Consider the following 17,901-nt stretch of genomic DNA (forward strand, 5'->3'; position numbering starts at 1 on the left):
GCCTATTTAAGTGATGTGCTGAAAAGGCTGCCGACACATAAAGTGACCCAGATTGAAGAATTGCTGCCGCACTGCTGGAAACCTAAATCGAATTAAAAAATAGGCATGGGGTTCAGCGGACGCTTACGAATGATTTGCCGAAATGCCGCTTCATTTTGAAAGGCGGCTTTAAAGCCTGCCAAAGAATAGCCTGTGGCATTCAAAATCCGTTGTAAACCAGAAGTGCCTTTGTAAGGAGAGCGTGGAAGCATAGTGAATCTGATTTGAAATAAATCGGATGTTAAGTGGTTTAGCTTAAAATTGGCTTAACTATAACCTTTTGAGACTATTAAATTAAATCGGTGTAATATGTAACATTATGAGTGCCCTATTGAATAATAAGACTCCATCTAAAGTAAGCTGTAAATACCATCAATTTCTTATTGTTGAATCTAAGGTTGTATCAATTGCTCGGCTTCAACTTGCTTAATATCAAAATCAGGACTTTCTTTGGCTTGAATAATTTGCACAGGAATAAAGCGCACTTGAACCACACTTGGTTTTCCACGTGGGTCTTGTGCTAATTTTTGATTCAATGCAGAAATCTGTTGAGGTTTTGGCGCTATATCTCCACGCAAGACTACGCGAATTAAAGTCATCTCTTTACGCCGATCAAACTGCACCGTATCAATCAAATTATTATGTTGATTAAATTGACTTTCAATCAAGCTTTCTACCTGATGTTCATACATCTGTTTATTTAACATCATCATAAAGTTAAAGCTTAAATAGATACCCAGCGCAAAAAGTACTAAAAGACTCACGATATTTCTTTTAATAAATTCAATTACTGTGCTATTTACTTCTTCATCTGAACCGCGTCTAAAACCAGCTGCCCATAACACCAGTGAAGAACTAATTTGAATAGCAACAATATTGGTCAGTGCCAACAGCAGAGCATTTGCTGCATGTTTCCATTCCAGATGCGCAATTAATATGCCACTTGCAACCAGCGGCGGTACCAAAGCAGTCGCAACTGCAACGCCAACAACAGCCACAGACAGACGTGGTGAAACGGCTGCAAATGCCCCTGCTGCACCACCCGCAAGTGCAATCATTAAATCCATAATGGTAGGCTGAGTTCTAGACAGAATTTCATGGGTGATAGGTAAGTTAATATTGATAAGACCTAAAATGATGCCAATACTGACAATCATCGACACACCTAAAACTAAGGTTTTAAATGCTGTTTTAAAAAACAACCATCGATTATCAATAAATGCTAAAGCCATACCTGAAATAGGACCAAGCATCATCGCAACCAGCATTGCACCAATCACCACTGCAGCTGAATTAGACAATAAACCATAGCCTGCAATAATAGCTGCCAAAGCATTCATTATAAAAAAGGTTTTGCTTGGCAAGGCATCGGCCTGAATATTCAGCCGTACTTGTTTATGATCAATCTTTTTAGAGTTTTCGCGCTCCGCTTGTTTGTATTTCAGCTTTTCTTTCAGAAGTTCATATTTTTCTTGTTCAGGACTGTCTTCAACCACAATCGTTGGATCTTGATCTTTTTCCATCGCATGCCTCTGTGTTAGCTGAATAGGAATCTATCCAAATTCTCATGTAGCCGTAGACTTTGTGCAATTCCGCCCAGCATGTTTGGCCTCATACAATTTATTATCTGCAAGTTTAAGCACTTCAGAAATATCCTCTGCATCTTTAAACCAAAATGCGATACCAATTGAGATGGTAATTTCACCCATACCATTAATATTGGTTTGTTGCATGGTCGTTCTTAAACGCTCCGCAGCTTTATATGCCACACTTGGGTCGGCAGTCGTCATCAGCACTAAAAACTCTTCGCCCCCAGAACGGCAACAAATATCATGTTCCCTAAAATTAGTTAGCATTATTTGCGCGAGCGTTTTAAGTACCACATCACCTTGATCATGCCCATACTGATCATTAATTTGCTTAAAAAAATCTATATCAATGGCTAATACTGCAAATTCGGTACGAGTCTCTAGCAGTTCATTTAAAAATAATTGCATACCACGACGGTTATATAAACCTGTTAATGGGTCCGTATTGACACGATGTTTTAACTCCGCAATCCGATCACTAAAGGTTTCCGAACTCATTAATAATGAGGTTCTAAACTTTAAAACCTCGAAATACCACGGATCAACTTCTTTAATTTTATTTTCAATGTCCGCATGATTGAGCATACTTGCCATACGTGCCAAGCGGTTCAAAGGTGAAGAAATAAAGCTTGAGATATACCAAATCAATAAAAAAATGAAAAAGTAAAAAATGAAGATTCCAATCGATACTTTAAAAATCAGCGTATTAGCTTGTGCAAGTAAATCATCTGTGGGCTGCTGAGAAACTACAATCCAATTTACACTTGGAATATGTGCAAAACCCGCCAAATTATCTATACCTAAACTATTCTTTAAACGAATTGATCCCTTTGTATTCTTATTAATATAATCCAAACCTGTATTATTGATAATTTTTTCACCAATTCGCTTTTTATCTGGATGAAAAATAATACGATTATGTTGATCAATCACATACATATAACTTTTTTTATAATCATACTGAGTATTGAGCATGGTATTAATCAAGTTCTGCTCCTGTAAATAAATCGTACCACTGATTAAGCCTAAATATTGATGTGTTTTATTATAAATAGGTTGTGACATCATGACGATTAAATTATTACTTATAGACCAATAGGGAGATGAAATATAAGTTTTCTTTTTTTCAATAGATCCATCAATACCAATGGTACTATAAGCCTGATTAAAATTAAGTTTTAATGTATTAGGTGCATAAGCTAAAATATGTTTATTCTGCTCTACCAATAAAACACTATTAAAATTATTCGATTGATTTTTTAAGCGTTTTACTTCTTCTTTTCTAACTTGTGTATTATAAAAATTTTTTTCTAATAAACGTGCACTATAATCCAACTCTTGCAGCATATCTGAAAAATGTTGATTGGCACTGGTGGCAATTTTTTCTGCATATTTTTCATTGATCGAAAGTGAATTTTGAATTAATTGTTGTTTAATTACATAATTTAAAATAAAAATACTTACGACAAATAAGCCTGATACACTTAAAATTGTGGAAATTAAAATAAGTTTACGCAGATCCAATCCAAGTCGTAGTAAAAAATGTTTCAACAGTTCTTACCCCAAAAAATCAAAAACTGTGACAATTGCCAATTTTAACACATAATTTTACAACTCAATCACATAATTTTAAAGCAATATAGTTGAATTTTTGATGTTCAATTCAACAAATTGGATAATTCGCTTGTTGCTGACCACAAACTAAATCAGAAATATATCCTCTAAATACAATTTCTACCACACACTTCCTAAGAATGCACCGACTAATAACAAATAAAGACAACTTGAATTTTTTCGTTCTTATTTTTTGCTGAAAACCTTGTCTATTCGATAAATTTTTAGGGTCAATTACTCATAAAATTACAAAAAATAAATATTTATTCCATGCTTTAAATTTATCCTATCCACCTAATAAATAAATTGTTTTCTCTTATGTTTAAGACACTTTTCACTATAAGCAGTTGCTCACTTTTAACAGCATGTATTGTAGTTGACGGAACAGCATCGGGGCAGATTCCCAATATCGTCATTCAACCTCAAATTCCAGCAAGTACACCTGTAGAACGTCCTGCACAACAAACCATTTATATGCCAACACCTATGCCTTATCCTGCACAAACATGGCAACAAAAAGTCAAAATTAAAACCTATGATGGTCGCTGCGTAGATTTTAGTCGCAGTAATCAACGTTCCATTCAGACTTCACATTGTCATGATGGTACCAATCAGCATTTTATTTTCCATCCTGATCAAAGCATTACCGTGCAAGGTAAATGTCTAGATGTAGCAGGAAAACAGAAACATGATGGTGCTGAAGTAATTGCTTATACCTGTAATGGACAAAGTAACCAAAAATGGTATCTCGATGGTCAGCGTATTCGTAGTGCAGATACAGGCAAATGTTTAGATATTTATAATGGAAAAATGAAAATGTATAGCTGCAATCAAAATCGTGGGCAGAAATTTAGTTTTATTGCCTTATAAAAAGAATCACTAATTCCCTCAGCCTAGCCTGCTCTTTTGAAGATGAGGGAATTAGCGAATGATAATTTAAAAAATTATAAAAATTTTACTTTAAATACGATTAATTAAGGATGCTGACTAAACAAATCAAAAATCACTTTTCTTAACCACTGATGACTGGTTTGGTGATGACAAGACGTATGCCAATATTGTCGTACAGGATAGGTTGGAAAATTCAAAGGCGCACTCACTACTTGTAAATTCCCGCGTGCCAATAACACCTCACTTAAATAATAAGGCACTGTCGCAATCATATCGGTTTCTTGCACAATTAAACCGACCCCTAAATAACTTGGGATACTCATTAGAATATTACGTCTTAAACCACGATTGCTTAATTCATTTTCAATATGGTAGTGACCTATACTGGTATCTACATCGACATGCGATTCACGAATATAAGCTTCAACATCTAAACTTTTTTCACAAATACGTGGATGATCTTTACGACTAATCACCACATAATATTGTAAAAATAATTGCTGCTGATAAAAACCCTGCTCTAACTCAGGTAAAAAACCAATCGCAAAATCAATTTCACCATTTGCCATTTGATAACTGGTTTCACGGGTAATAGGACGAATTTTAATCCGCACTGAAGGTGCATATTTTTTTAAAAACTTGGTCAGTTTTGGCAATAAAACCAAATGCGAAACATCGGTCATTGCCAAGGTAAATAATTGATCGGAATGTGTCGGATCAAAATCGACTTTAAAATTATTGACCGTTTCAATTTTATTAATAATTTCACTAATCGGTGAAAAAATCTGTTTCGCCAACTCTGTAGGCAACATTTCATTGCCAACCCTTAAAAATAATGGGTCATTAAAATGCTGACGAATTTTATTTAAACAGTTACTAACCGCAGGCTGACTCATGCCCAATGCATCTGCTGCTGCAGACACATTTTTTAATTTATATACATAGTAAAAAATCTGTAGCAGTTTGCTATCTAACTTAAACATATCCATCTTTCCTTAGAATCAGTTTCACTGCTCAGTTTTCATCCTTATTTAACGCCAAGCTTTTAATTTAGAGCTATGCCCAATGCCCACATTAAAACAATTGGTCGGATCCAATTTTTGATAATGCTGCTTTAAGGCAGGCTTCGCCACATATAAATGCCCAACATTATGCTCTGCAGGATACTCTGCCCCACGTGCATCAAGCAATGACCACATTTGATGTTCCATCGCCAACGGGTCTACGCCTTTTTTAATAATATAGTCCTGATGAAAGACATGACATAAAAAATGACCATAATACAACTTATGTATAATCGCCTGCTCCAACTCTTCGGGCAAGGTTTCAACCCATTGCTGATCATTACGTCTTAACGCAATATCTAAAGCAACAATGTCTTCCACTTCATTTCGATGTGTATCACGATAACGGATTGCAGCACCTGCCACAGCAAAACGATGCAAAAATGCCTTGCGTCCTTCATCTTCATTACACAGGAAAAAACTGCCTGAACTTCGCGTGATAAAATAATCCAGTAAAAACTGCTGCACTGTCGCAACATCTTGCTGCTCAATCCGCAAAATTAAATGATGCTCATACAAATCACGAAATTGATTCATGCGTTCAGGTAAATGATTTGGCAACAGTTTCGTGAACATTTGCAAAACTTTATCTGACAAGCCACGCATACCCCAACGTGTCAGAAAACCATCGACTTTGTCTTTCATGGCAAAAGCGGCAGGTACTTTACTGGTGCCAAATTTCTCAATAAACAAGAAACTGTCTTTGCCGTATTCTGCACCAATGTCATAGGCATCTCGATGAATATACTCGCCTGCAATCGGTACACGCGGCAAATCACGCAATAAAAAACGGCGGATTGCGGTTAAATCCTCTTGCTGATTGCTGCCGATATAAAACACCTGACTCGGAATTTTCTCAAACGTATCCAAACGCACCGCAAACACACAGACTTTACCTGCAGAACCCGAAGCTTCAAACAAACGACTCGGGTCTGCATTGAAACGTGCAGGAGTATCGGCATCGACTTGCGCAACATCATGTACATAACGCTGATCTGAAGCACAGCAATGTTCTGAATATTCAATATCTTCAGGACGATATTGTTGTTGCTCAAGTTTGGTTAAAATTTCTTCTGGCGAGCTTCCTAAATTTACCCCCAAATGATTGATGAGTTGCAACTCGCCCAGTTCATTGACTTGTGCATATAAGGCCAACTCAGTATAGGCAGGGCCGCGTCTGACCAATGCACCGCCTGAATTATTGCACACCCCACCCAACACCGAAGCACCAATACAAGATGAACCAATGACTGAATGTGGCTCACGTTGATGCGGCGCCAGTTGTTGTTCCAAAGCATCTAGCGTTGCACCAGGTAAGCAAATCACTTGCTTGGCATCATTGATGAGCTGAATACCTTTTAAACGTTGGGTATTAATCAAAATTACAGGACGGTCATAGTCATCACCAAATGGTGTAGAACCACCCGTAAGCCCTGTATTGGCGGCTTGCATGATAATAATGCAATCTGCCGCCACAGCCACTTGTAACACTTGCCACTGCTGCAACAAAGAACCTGGCGTGACCACGGCAAAAACCTGTCCCTCGCCAAAACGTCGCCCTTGACGATATAAACGAGTATCCGATTCATGGGTCAATACATGCGCTTTTCCCACAATATCAACCAAGTTTTTGAGGGTTGCGGCAGCATCAAATTGTGCTGCAGAAGAAATTGTCTGTGGCATAGTGTACAAGTCCTGAAACAAGGTGAAAAATACAATTGAGCGATTCAGCCAAACACATCGGTTGATGGATTGATCGCTCTTGCTGGCAATTTAGCCTTTCAGTTCACGCTCAAGTTGTACCAAACAATCTGAGTTAATCGCTTGAATGTTTTTAGCACCCGTTAAGGTCATTGCGACTCGCATTTCTTTATCAATCAATTCGAGTAAATTACTCACACCCGCCCCACCTGCAGCGCCTAGTGCATAAATAAAGGCACGTCCGAGCATACAAGTATCCGCACCCATCGCCAACATGCGCACCACGTCTAGGCCATTACGAATACCTGAATCCACTAGAATTTTTAGTTCCCCTTTCACTGCATCGGCAATTGGCGGTAAAGCACGTGCAGTTGAAAGTACACCATCTAACTGACGACCACCGTGGTTAGACACCACAATTCCATCAGCGCCAAAACGCACAGCATCTTTAGCATCTTCTGGGTCTAAAATGCCTTTAATGACCATTGGGCCATCCCAGAATTCACGAATCCACTCCAAGTCTTTCCATGAAATAGATGGGTCAAAGTTATTGCCTAACCAGCCAATATAATCTTCAAGTCCTGTTGGTTTGCCTAAGTATTTAGAGATATTGCCCAAGTCATGCGGACGACCTAGTAAGCCAACATCCCATGCCCAGTTTGGATGCATCACTGCCTGCATATAGCGGCGCATAGCAGCATTTGGACCACTCATGCCCGAATGTGCATCACGATAACGTGCGCCAGGCACAGGCATATCTACCGTAAAGACTAAGGTTGAACAGCCTGCTGCTTTGGCACGTTCCAAGGCATTGCGCATAAAACCACGGTCACGTAATACATATAATTGAAACCACATTGGGCGTGAAATGGCAGGCACCACTTCTTCAATTGGACACACCGACACGGTAGATAAAGTAAACGGAATACCTTTTTTGTCAGCTGCAACTGCGGCTTGTACTTCACCACGGCGCGCATACATGCCTGTTAAACCCACAGGTGCCAACGCGACAGGCATCGACAGAGTTTCATTAAATAAGGTGGTTTCTAAACTCAAAGCCGACATGTCATTCAATACACGTTGGCGCAAGGCAATTTGTGAAAGGTCTTCTACATTTCTTTTCAGCGTTTGTTCCGCGTACGCACCCCCATCAATATAGTGAAATAAAAATGGCGGTAAACGGCGTTTGGCTGCTTCGCGGTAATCATTCGCAGAAGAAATAATCATGGCGCTATCCTGTTTAATCGACTCGCACGCTGACGACGCGCATCTTCCTCGTCTATCATGCGTACTTGTTGAACTACAAATTCAATATGTCCACACACTGCCGTACGGGCAGCTTCTGGATCCTGACGTTCAATTGCATCCATCACTTGAAAGTGCTGATCATGCAACTGATCGAAACGGTGAGCTTCGGTATAAACTTTACGTCTGCCCAAAACTACGTTGTATTGCAACAAATCAAATAAGCCGCGCATCATTTGAATGAGCACCAAATTGTGCGATGCCTCGGCAATTGCCAAATGAAACTTGGCATCGGCAATTGCCGCCTGATCGTCATCACCCAAAATCTGAAAATGAGCAATTTGCTCATAACAGGCACGGATGTTTTGCAAATCTTCTGCGGTTGCTCGCTGTGCGGCATACCATGCCGTACCACCTTCAAGCACCATTCGAGCTTCCTGCACATCAAAACGATAAGCAGGGTCTTCATCAATCAGGTTACTTAAAGGCTGCACAATTTGATATTGCGACCAATTGGTAGGCAGTTGTTGCAAAAAAGTACCCGCTCCAACTTTGCTGACCAGCATGCCCTGACTGGTCAATTGCTGAATAGCCTCACGCAAAGAGGAACGGGAAACCCCGAGTTGTTCACATAACTTTCTTTCGGCAGGCAATCGGTCTCCGACTTGCATCTGATTTTTTTCAACCAGTGTGCGCAGGTCTTGAACAACTTTGTCGGAAACTTTCATGCGGCTATCCTCTTGTGCATGTGGTTATGGAATCATCCATGGGAACACATAAGCTTGTAGAGTGATAATAATACCGATCATTACGGTGAACGTGATACTGTGTTTCACGGTAAAGCGGAATAAATCCGATTCTTTACCGACTAAACCAACAGCCGCACAGGCAATTGCAATAGATTGCGGTGAAATCATTTTGCCTGTTACCCCACCACTGGTATTGGCAGCAACCAACAGAACTTCTGGTACACCAATTTGCTGTGCGGTTGTGGCTTGCAAGGCAGCAAACAAGGCGTTGGCTGAAGTATCTGAACCTGTCAAGAACACCCCAATCCAGCCTAAAAATGGCGAGAAGAATGTGAAAGCATTGCCTGTGTGTGACAAAGCCAGTGCCAAAGTCGCAGACATACCTGAATAATTGGCAATAAATGCAAACGCCAACACCATCCCAATAGAATAAATTGGTGTTTTTAGCTCGTTGATGGTTTCAGCAAAAGTTTTAACAGCTTCACGCGGTTTCATTTTTAAATAAATGATGGTGATGATGGCCGCAATCATAATCGCAGTCCCAGTTGCGCTAAGCCAATCGAACTTAAAGATCGCATCATAGTCTTTAACATCAGCGACCACAGGCGGCATCTTTTGCACCAGTTGGTGTAAAAATGGCACTTTGATGGAAATTACCCAGTCGTGCATTGCGCCATCTTTGGCAAATAAATCTTTAAACGGCTTGATGCTCCAAATAGTGACCATCACCGTTAACACTGCAAAAGGTGACCATGCTTTAACAATCTGCCCGATGCTGTATTTTTGCTGTTGTTCTGCAACTAAGTTGGCATCCACTTTGGTGTCTGCATCGCTAAAACGGAAAATGTGTTTTGGCTGCCAGAATTTAAATAAGACCGTTAAACTAATCAAAGAGGCAATTGCGGCTGTAATGTCAGGTAACTCAGGTCCAACAAAGTTAGAGGTCAAGTATTGTGCAATCGCAAAAGCACCACCACCCACCAACACTGCAGGCCAAGTTTCTTTCACACCGCGCCAGCCATCCATAATTGCCATAATCCAGAACAGCACAATAGGCACCATAAATGGCAACTGACGCCCAACCATCTGGCTAATTTCCATGGTTTCTACACCCGAAACCTGACCCGCCACAATAATTGGAATCCCCATTGCGCCAAACGCAACAGGTGCGGTGTTCACAATCAAACATAAACCCGCAGCGTATAAAGGTTTAAAACCCAAACCCACCAATAAAGCAGCAGTAATTGCCACTGGCGCCCCAAAGCCCGCTGCACCTTCTAAAAATGTGCCAAACGCGAAGCCCACTAGTAGCATCTGGAGACGCTGATCTTCTGTAATTGACAGAATAGATGAGCGAATAATGTTAAACTGCCCTGTTTTTACAGAGATTTTATATAAAAATAATGCGCCAATAATAATCCATGCGATTGGCCATAAACCGTAGAAAAAGCCATAGATCAATGAAGCAAAAGCCATTGGTGCAGGCATGCCATAGGCAAATAACGACACTAATAACGCCAAAATAACCGTAATTGTTCCCGCAACACTTCCTTTTAAGCGAAATACAGCCAATGCCAGAAAGAAAAAGATAATCGGGATTAATGCAATAAGACTCGAAATCCAAATATTTGCCATTGGATTGTAGATCTGTTGCCAATGTTGAAGCATTGTCATCTCCTTGAAATGCTCACTCAAACGTAAACATAGGTCTAAGCATATAGATAAAATTCTAATTTTGGTCTGACCAATATTAAGATAAAAATCAAAATACTCTTAACATTTGCAACAAATAATAGTTTTATACAAATAAATGTCAATATTGGTTGGATTGTTTATTCATATGGTCATACCAATTTAAATAAAGATGATCTTTGTTCGCAGCATAAAAAATACGGTGAAGAAAAATTTAAACTTTGTTTTTTCTGTAGTTTTTAAGAGGAAGGAAAAACCAAATTTATTCGGCACAGCCTTATACAACTTTCGTCTAATACAGTAAAATACGTGTGCTTTCTTCTAAGATGAATTGAACGCTTGATCAAAGGAATCATGGATAAATTCAGCTCAAGTGGCCGCTATTCGGCTTAAAAACATGTGGATTAAAAGAATTTTTTAGACAAAAAAATAACGCCATTATTGACTGCAACAATGGCGTCATCGTGTATTTATAACAGCAACTCACACCTTACTGTGGCTTAACCTGTCACCACGTTCAGGCGCTTTAAACGCGAAATATGCAAATCAATTTGCCCTGCAATTTCAGGTAAAATTTGCTTTAAAAACTGGCTATAGTTCATTGCATCTTCTGCTCTTAATACGCCTGCTTGTACCAATTGTTCCTGCTGTAGCAACATACTTTGTACACGGTTTAAATCAGGCTTTTGCCCTTGGCTTAAACCTGTACTAATTTGCTTAAAGCCTAAATACAACTGATCACGTTGCTGGATTAATTGCTGCATTTCAACTGCAGATACCGCAGCACGCTCTAGCATAGCGTTTGTTTCCAGTACATTTTCAGATTCATCTGAATATAGACTTTGCGTTGTTTCTATCTCTGTGGAAGCCGTGTTCGGTTTCACCCACACTGTTTCCGAAACAGTCTTATTCGGTGGTTGAAATACATACACCACGGTAAACAACACCGCGACCGCCAAAACAAAAAAGCCAATACCGAGCCATCGAGTCCCATTCATGTGCATGCTCCATAAGCAAACCATCCTAAAATGCGCTCAATTCAAATATCGTCTTGAGCGCCTTAGCATGCTTTGCCTGTTATGATCGGCCTAAAAATTACGGCGTCGACCAATCGCTTGGTGCATAACCCAAACGCACTCGCTGTGGGTGATTCCCCACTGGCACACTGCGGACTTTTTCTCCCGTAGCAAAGTCAATCACCGTTACCACATCGGTTTCACTTTCTGAAATCACACAGCTTTTTCCATCTGGGCTACGGGTTGCCCAATATGGTTTACCTGCAGGAATCAGTTTGCCTGCTTTTAAACTCTGACGGTCTACAATGGTCGCGTAATCATCCATCGTGCCTGCCACACAGAGTTTTTCGCCATCTGCGCTGATGGATAAACCATGATGACGTGAATCATTTACCCATTTGCTGCGGTCTTTTGGAATTGTACTGCTGCCCGGTAATTGTCCAATACGCGTGACTTTATCGGTTTTTAAGTCGTATTCCACCAAACCATTAAAAAATGAAACCTGCGCATAAAGTTTGCTTTCATCTTTACTTAGCACCATAGGACGCACTGAGTTGGATAAATCTTTACGTCCAAAGGCATCTAACGCAGGTCGGAAATCAATTTTTTTCAGAACTTTATAATTGTTGGCATCGGCAATGGTAATAAAGCGCTTACCTTTGGTAAAATCTTGCCACTGTGCATCCATCGAAGTTTCTACGTTACCAATCGCAGAGTTTAAGATTTTCGTTCCACCTGCAAAGTAAATATTTTCGTGCGGCTTATCCCCTGTTGCAAAACGCCCCAATTCTTTACCTGTATGAATATCTAAAACATGCACCACACTACCTGACGATGCCGACACAGCAACACGTTGTCCATCTGGTGAAACCGCCATGTGGTCTGCGCGGAAACCTTCGACTGGCGTACGCCAATTAATTTTGCCCGTTTTAATGTTGATGGATACCACATCGGCAAAACTTGGACGTGAAGCCACAATCGACTGTCCATCTGGCGTGGAATACATATCATCCACCAACTGGTCATTGCCCTCACCTGCAGTTTGTTGAATGTAAGTGTAGGCAATCAATTTCACTGGATTTAAATGAATTTCTAATAAACGCTCTTTGCGGTCAGGAATCATATTGACCACACCCACTTTGCCAAAGTCTTGTGAAGGGTGAATCACCGTCACTGTGCCATCCCAGTTATTGCCGACAAAAAAGACTTGTTGGGTATTCGGTGGCTGCGGTAAATAGGTCGAATCTGCATAACTTTGTGCGCTGACACAACTTCCTAAAGCCAGCACGCCTTGAAGTAGATGTTTAAACACCTTGTTGGAATAATTCATGTTCTTGTTCTCCCTGAACAGCAAAATGAAAGTGTTGTTTTTGTTTTGGCTTGTGTTTTTACATATTTGTTGTTTTTAACTGAAGCCTGCCTAATCCATCTTGAAGCGATCTTGAAGATTGTTGGCGTGGCATTGATTGGGCAATAGCATAAGAGTTTTTGTAATTTTGCGTCTAGGGTTCGAGCTAGACTATCCGATAGCAGGTCAATTTTCAGATAAACAGAAATACAGCATCACATCCTGTTAAAATGCCAAGTATGATAAAAGCTTGTTTTTGTCGATGAAATGACAGTAATCCCATACCCATTCAAGCATTTAAACTCAAGAATATAAGGATGTGCCGAGATGCAGTTGTTGGAACTTAAAACCTTGCGTAAACAGCTTCGACAACAGCGCAGAGCGGTCACGCGCACCCAACAGCAACACGCACAGCAAGCTGTTTTGCAGCGGCTAATACGACTGCCAAAATTTCAGTACGCAAAAAAAGTGGGTATGTATTTACATGCTTTTGGTGAAATTCATACACACCGCATCATTGAATATTGCTTCGCGCATAGCAAACAAGTGTATTTGCCCATGATTTGCAATATGAATCAACACTTGGTGTGGGTACAAATCACCCCACAACAATATCGTCAGCGTCGCTTTGCCCATCATCGTTTGGGGATGCAAGAACCAAGAACAAGTCGCGGAAAACACATCTCCCATTTAGATTTAGTCTTGATGCCCTTATTGGCTTGCGATACGCATGGCACCCGCATTGGAATGGGCGGTGGTTATTATGACCGCACTTTAGCCTCTGCCCCGCAGCATCCTTATCGCTTAGGGATTGCACATGATTTTCAGCTAATTCATACACGCTTGCCACGTGAAAATTGGGATCAACCTGTAGATGCCTTACTAACTCCACAACATTTTTTACAGTTTAAACGCACCTTGAAACGCTAAATTGATCATTTTGACTGAATAGATCAATTTAAAATCACATATTTAGCTACTTTTTAAACAATTTGTGTTGACCTACCCTTGTATTTTAAAAAATACCCATCACTATTAAAAACATGGCAACACCGTTGTCACTCATTAGGAGTGCCCATGTCTGAAATTATTATGAATCAAGAAACCTTAGAGCCTCAGGTTCCAAGTGTATTACCGCTTTTAGCGCTACGTGATGTGGTGGTTTATCCACACATGCAAATCGCGCTATTTGTAGGTCGTGAAAAATCGATCAATGCAGTTGATGTGGCTCGTAACAGTGACAATCTAGTATTTGTAGTTGCGCAAAAAGATTCGCTTACAGAAGAAATTGATCACGACAATTTATATCAATACGGTACTGTCGCGAAGATTGTGCAAGTTGTGAATCACGAAAATGATGAAAACTGTATCAAAGTTCTGATTGAAGGCTTATACCGCGCCAAACTCGAAAAAATTATTGATGAAGACGCGTATTTGACTGCAGAACACAGCTTGAGCCCAATGACTGTTGCGATGGATGAAAATACCCAAGCAACACGTTTGCAAGAATTACGTGCCTTATTTGCGCAATATGCAGAAGCAAAATTACGCAATGCACGTGAACTGATTGCTGCTGCCAATAAAATTGAAGATTTATTGCAGTTGTTGTTCTTTGTTGCAACCCGTGTGCCATTGAATATTGATGTCAAACAAAAATTCCTTGAGCACGATGAGTTTGAAGCTCACTTGACCGAGTTAATGACTTATTTATTGCAACAGTCTGAAGAACAGCAGATTGAGCAAACCTTGCATGACTCTGTTAAACGCCAGATGGAAAAAAATCAGCGTGAATACTTCTTGAATGAGAAGATGAAAGTTATTCAACGCGAACTGTCCGATATGAACGGCGGTGCGGAAGATGATGTCGCTGAAATTGAAAAACGTCTGGCCGAAGCAGACTTGCCAGAACATGTCCGCAAAAAAGCAGAAGCTGAGTTCCGTAAGCTAAAAGCCATGCAACCTGCATCTAGCGAAGCGGCTGTGGTACGTAACTATCTGGAAGTAATTTTAGATACGCCATGGAACAAAGCCAGCAAAGTCAGCATTAACTTGGCGAAAGCACAAGAAATTTTAGATGCCGACCATTACGGTTTAGATGAAGTCAAAGACCGTATTGTGGAATACCTTGCTGTGCAGTCGCGCGTGAAAAAACTCAAAGGTCCAATTCTGTGCTTAGTCGGTCCTCCGGGTGTAGGTAAAACCTCACTGGGTGAATCGGTTGCAAAAGCCACTGGACGTGAGTTCGTGCGCATGGCGCTAGGCGGCGTACGTGATGAAGCGGAAATTCGCGGTCACCGCCGTACCTATATTGGTGCGATGCCGGGTAAAATTGTGCAGTCATTGACTAAAGTTGGTGTGAAGAACCCACTGTTCTTGCTCGATGAAATTGACAAAATGGCACAGGATTACCGTGGCGACCCTGCATCTGCTTTGTTAGAAGTACTTGATCCATCACAAAACAACAAGTTTAATGATCACTATTTAGATCTAGACTTAGACTTGTCTGAAGTGATGTTCATTTGTACTGCCAACAGCATGAATATTCCAGAAGCTCTGTTAGATCGTATGGAAGTAATTCGTCTACCGGGTTATACCGAAGATGAAAAAGTGAATATTGCAGAACGCTATCTTGTCCCTAAAGCCATCAAAAATAATGGCTTGCGTGCTAAAGAATTGACGGTTCATGAAGAAGCGATTCGTGACATTGTGCAGCGCTATACACGTGAAGCAGGTGTGCGTAGTCTGGAACGTGAAGTGTCAAAAATTGCCCGTAAGGTGGTGAAAGAAGCAGTCAGCAAAAAAGCCAAAAACCTACAGGTAGATGTGACTTCACAAAACTTGCCTGACTACCTTGGTCCACACAAATTTGACTATGGTATGGCAGAAGAAGAAGCCGAAGTGGGTCGTGTAAATGGCTTGGCTTGGACTTCAGTGGGTGGTGAATTACTCACCATTGAAGTGGCAACCATGAAAGGCAAAGGTAATTTCATCACCACAGGTTCATTGGGTGATGTGATGCAAGAGTCAATCAAAGCCGCGATGACCGTTGTGCGTACCCGTGCCGACAGTTTAGGCATTGAAGCCAATGTATTTGCCGAAACCGATGTACACGTACACTTGCCAGAAGGTGCAACACCTAAAGATGGTCCATCTGCAGGTTTGGCATTGACTACGGCATTGGTATCTGCATTTACAGATATTCCAATTCGTCCTGATATTGCCATGACAGGCGAAACCAGCTTACGTGGTCGTGCAATGCGCATTGGTGGCTTGAAAGAGAAACTTCTTGCGGCACATCGTGGTGGTATCAAACTGGTATTTATCCCACAGGAAAACGTGCGTGACTTGTCTGAAATTCCAGACAATGTCAAAGAAGGTTTGGAAATCAAGGCTGTGAAAAGCATTGATGAAATCTTGCCTTTGGCACTGACCAGTATGCCTAAGCCTTTAACCAAGGCACCGATTGTGAAGCCAGTAGCAGCAGGCAAAGCCGCACGTCATTAAGCAAGTTACTCTGCTTTAAGCATAGAACATCTCAAAAGAGCACTTCGGTGCTCTTTTGTTGTATTTAGATTCTGGATTTAAAATAATTGAATAATTTTTTAATTATTTTTAAAATGAATAGTCTGTTTTTAATTCAATTTCCTTGAAAAATAGGCAAACCATCCACATATATAAATTTAAGATACATCGCGCTGTATGTTTCTTGTTTGGTCTATTTAGACCGATAAATTGATCAGACGCTTTTGATTGAAGCGTGCTTCATGGTCTGGTCATCCATATCTCCAGGTGGATGACCTTTTAACCGCAGTCCTATTTCAATTCAGGGCTGCGTTTTTTATGCGCTGCGATCAATCATCAAGGTGATAAAATCTGTGCAACCAAGCCATTCACGACATGTGCCATTTTTTCAAAATTTACTGTTTTTAAAGTATCACCTGTGGTGTGGCGAAGTGAGCTGCGATAACTGCCCGTATCGGTAATTAAAATAGCTGGAATATCATATTTCCAATAATTTAAATGATCTGAAAAATCTATACCCTTGATGAAAGTCGGTGCCACCACGCGCTCACATTGCAACTGGTTCAAACGCTGCATTGTATTGCAATAGCTTGCACTCATTTCACGTGACTGCATATTGCTCAATGCCGCAATAAAATTGCCATGACTTGGGTAAATCCACTTTAAACCGATTGGGTAATTTTGCACCAAATTTTTATCGTAATAACCAATCATATCCAGCACATACACCGCACGGATTTTTTCCTTTTCAGCCTGCACAGATTTGGCATGTATAAAACTGCCCATCGACTCGGTTTTAAAAAATGGTGGCTCTGCCAAGGTATAAAAAACAAATTCAACATTTTGACTAAGTTTATTCTTTTCCTGCGCCAAAATTCGTGCTGTTTCGATTACACCTGCAACGCCAGAAGCGTTGTCATTTGCCCCCTGCTGCTGCCCATAAACATCGTAATGCGCACCAAAAATCGTTTTTTGCGCAGCACCGATATTCAATTTGCACACCACATTGCGGTAGCTTTGCTGATTGACCACATAATTTTGAAATTGACACGGAATTCCAAATACTCGCATTTGTTCCCGAATCCATGCCGAAACCCGATTCAGTTCAATCACATTTTTATAATGACGATACTGTTCGGAATTACCCAAACCCTGCTGCCCAATCACTTGCTGCATATAGACTTGCAAATTGTTTGGTTCTGCCCATTGAGCCTCAGGCACAGCAAATGTAGCAGTGGTCATCAATCCCATACCCGCGCCCAATATCCATGAATATAACTGCTGACTTTGAAACGCGCGCATGCTGATAATTCCAAGACAAAAAAGACCAATAAGATTGCTGAGTATTAAAGCAACAGCCTGTTGGCAAATTCAATTGCAAATTGTGTCGTTACACAGCGCTTGTGTTGAATCATGGTTATAATGCGAGAT

At 40.5% G+C, this 17,901-nt stretch carries 14 protein-coding genes and 1 pseudogene; 4 read left to right on the forward strand and 11 right to left on the reverse strand.

Features of this window, described 5'->3' with window-relative positions; all coding sequences use genetic code 11:
• Positions 1 to 96 (forward strand): transposase domain-containing protein (locus HYG89_RS08565; protein ID WP_004785112.1); only part of this gene is annotated, 96 nt, incomplete at its 5' end.
• Between the two features lie 32 nt (positions 97 to 128).
• On the opposite strand, the pseudogene HYG89_RS08570 reads toward HYG89_RS08565, so the two are convergent.
• From HYG89_RS08570 to HYG89_RS08580, 3 genes and pseudogenes are all read right to left on the reverse strand, one after another.
• A pseudogene (locus HYG89_RS08570) lies at positions 129 to 251 on the reverse strand (diacylglycerol kinase); the annotation flags it as partial.
• Between the two features lie 180 nt (positions 252 to 431).
• On the reverse strand, positions 432 to 1,562 hold the full coding sequence (locus HYG89_RS08575) for a TIGR00341 family protein (RefSeq protein WP_004970544.1): 1,131 nt from the start codon (positions 1,560 to 1,562) through the stop codon (positions 432 to 434).
• Positions 1,563 to 1,604: 42 nt separating this feature from the next.
• On the reverse strand, positions 1,605 to 3,179 hold the full coding sequence (locus HYG89_RS08580; protein ID WP_178867121.1) for a sensor domain-containing diguanylate cyclase: 1,575 nt from the start codon (positions 3,177 to 3,179) through the stop codon (positions 1,605 to 1,607).
• Positions 3,180 to 3,560: 381 nt separating this feature from the next.
• Here HYG89_RS08580 and HYG89_RS08585 point away from each other — a divergent pair, with 381 nt between their 5' ends.
• Entirely contained in the window at positions 3,561 to 4,112 is a 552-nt protein-coding gene (locus HYG89_RS08585) for a ricin-type beta-trefoil lectin domain protein (protein ID WP_019837853.1), read from the forward strand.
• 104 nt (positions 4,113 to 4,216) lie between these two features.
• On the opposite strand, the gene HYG89_RS08590 is transcribed toward HYG89_RS08585, so the two are convergent.
• From HYG89_RS08590 to HYG89_RS08620, 7 genes are all read right to left on the reverse strand, one after another.
• The gene (locus HYG89_RS08590; protein ID WP_004970549.1) at positions 4,217 to 5,116 is read right to left on the reverse strand and encodes a LysR family transcriptional regulator; all 900 of its coding nucleotides are present in this window, start codon (positions 5,114 to 5,116) and stop codon (positions 4,217 to 4,219) included.
• Between the two features lie 48 nt (positions 5,117 to 5,164).
• A complete protein-coding gene (dld, locus tag HYG89_RS08595; RefSeq protein WP_178867123.1) occupies positions 5,165 to 6,880 on the reverse strand; it encodes a D-lactate dehydrogenase in 1,716 nt (571 codons plus the stop codon).
• A 90-nt stretch (positions 6,881 to 6,970) separates the two neighbouring features.
• Positions 6,971 to 8,125, reverse strand: coding sequence for an FMN-dependent L-lactate dehydrogenase LldD (lldD, locus tag HYG89_RS08600; protein WP_178319514.1), 1,155 nt, complete (start codon positions 8,123 to 8,125; stop codon positions 6,971 to 6,973).
• Positions 8,122 to 8,871 (reverse strand): transcriptional regulator LldR, encoded by a 750-nt coding sequence (lldR, locus tag HYG89_RS08605; RefSeq protein WP_045795925.1) that lies wholly within the window; start codon positions 8,869 to 8,871, stop codon positions 8,122 to 8,124. The genes lldD and lldR overlap by 4 nt, the downstream gene beginning before the upstream one ends.
• 24 nt (positions 8,872 to 8,895) lie before the next feature.
• Positions 8,896 to 10,566: an L-lactate permease gene (lldP, locus tag HYG89_RS08610; protein ID WP_178867125.1), complete on the reverse strand. Its 1,671-nt coding sequence runs from the start codon at positions 10,564 to 10,566 to the stop codon at positions 8,896 to 8,898.
• Between the two features lie 518 nt (positions 10,567 to 11,084).
• Positions 11,085 to 11,582 carry a hypothetical protein gene (locus HYG89_RS08615; RefSeq protein ID WP_004970693.1) on the reverse strand — a complete coding sequence of 166 codons (498 nt, stop codon included), beginning with the start codon at positions 11,580 to 11,582 and terminating at the stop codon, positions 11,085 to 11,087.
• A gap of 97 nt (positions 11,583 to 11,679) precedes the next feature.
• Positions 11,680 to 12,930 carry a YncE family protein gene (locus HYG89_RS08620; protein ID WP_178867127.1) on the reverse strand — a complete coding sequence of 417 codons (1,251 nt, stop codon included), beginning with the start codon at positions 12,928 to 12,930 and terminating at the stop codon, positions 11,680 to 11,682.
• A 351-nt stretch (positions 12,931 to 13,281) separates the two neighbouring features.
• Between HYG89_RS08620 and HYG89_RS08625 the strand changes: the two genes are divergently transcribed.
• Entirely contained in the window at positions 13,282 to 13,878 is a 597-nt protein-coding gene (locus tag HYG89_RS08625) for a 5-formyltetrahydrofolate cyclo-ligase (protein WP_026438444.1), read from the forward strand.
• 147 nt (positions 13,879 to 14,025) lie between these two features.
• Entirely contained in the window at positions 14,026 to 16,452 is a 2,427-nt protein-coding gene (lon, locus tag HYG89_RS08630; protein WP_131260796.1) for an endopeptidase La, read from the forward strand.
• 354 nt (positions 16,453 to 16,806) lie between these two features.
• Here lon and HYG89_RS08635 read toward each other — a convergent pair whose 3' ends face one another.
• Positions 16,807 to 17,772 carry a M28 family peptidase gene (locus HYG89_RS08635; protein WP_372595706.1) on the reverse strand — a complete coding sequence of 322 codons (966 nt, stop codon included), beginning with the start codon at positions 17,770 to 17,772 and terminating at the stop codon, positions 16,807 to 16,809.
• Positions 17,773 to 17,901 lie beyond the last annotated feature (129 nt).

The sequence above is a fragment of the Acinetobacter sp. SwsAc5 genome (assembly GCF_013391485.1).
Taxonomy (GTDB): domain Bacteria; phylum Pseudomonadota; class Gammaproteobacteria; order Pseudomonadales; family Moraxellaceae; genus Acinetobacter; species Acinetobacter towneri.

Coding starts and splice junctions, on each gene's coding strand:
- HYG89_RS08575 (WP_004970544.1), bottom strand. CDS start 1,562: ATGGAAAAAGATCAAGATCCAACGATTGTGGTTGAAGACAGTCCTGAA.
- HYG89_RS08585 (WP_019837853.1), top strand. CDS start 3,561: ATGTTTAAGACACTTTTCACTATAAGCAGTTGCTCACTTTTAACAGCA.
- HYG89_RS08590 (WP_004970549.1), bottom strand. CDS start 5,116: ATGTTTAAGTTAGATAGCAAACTGCTACAGATTTTTTACTATGTATAT.
- dld (WP_178867123.1), bottom strand. CDS start 6,880: ATGCCACAGACAATTTCTTCTGCAGCACAATTTGATGCTGCCGCAACC.
- lldD (WP_178319514.1), bottom strand. CDS start 8,125: ATGATTATTTCTTCTGCGAATGATTACCGCGAAGCAGCCAAACGCCGT.
- lldR (WP_045795925.1), bottom strand. CDS start 8,871: ATGAAAGTTTCCGACAAAGTTGTTCAAGACCTGCGCACACTGGTTGAA.
- lldP (WP_178867125.1), bottom strand. CDS start 10,566: ATGACAATGCTTCAACATTGGCAACAGATCTACAATCCAATGGCAAAT.
- HYG89_RS08615 (WP_004970693.1), bottom strand. CDS start 11,582: ATGAATGGGACTCGATGGCTCGGTATTGGCTTTTTTGTTTTGGCGGTC.
- HYG89_RS08620 (WP_178867127.1), bottom strand. CDS start 12,930: ATGAATTATTCCAACAAGGTGTTTAAACATCTACTTCAAGGCGTGCTG.
- lon (WP_131260796.1), top strand. CDS start 14,026: ATGTCTGAAATTATTATGAATCAAGAAACCTTAGAGCCTCAGGTTCCA.
- HYG89_RS08635 (WP_372595706.1), bottom strand. CDS start 17,772: ATGCGCGCGTTTCAAAGTCAGCAGTTATATTCATGGATATTGGGCGCG.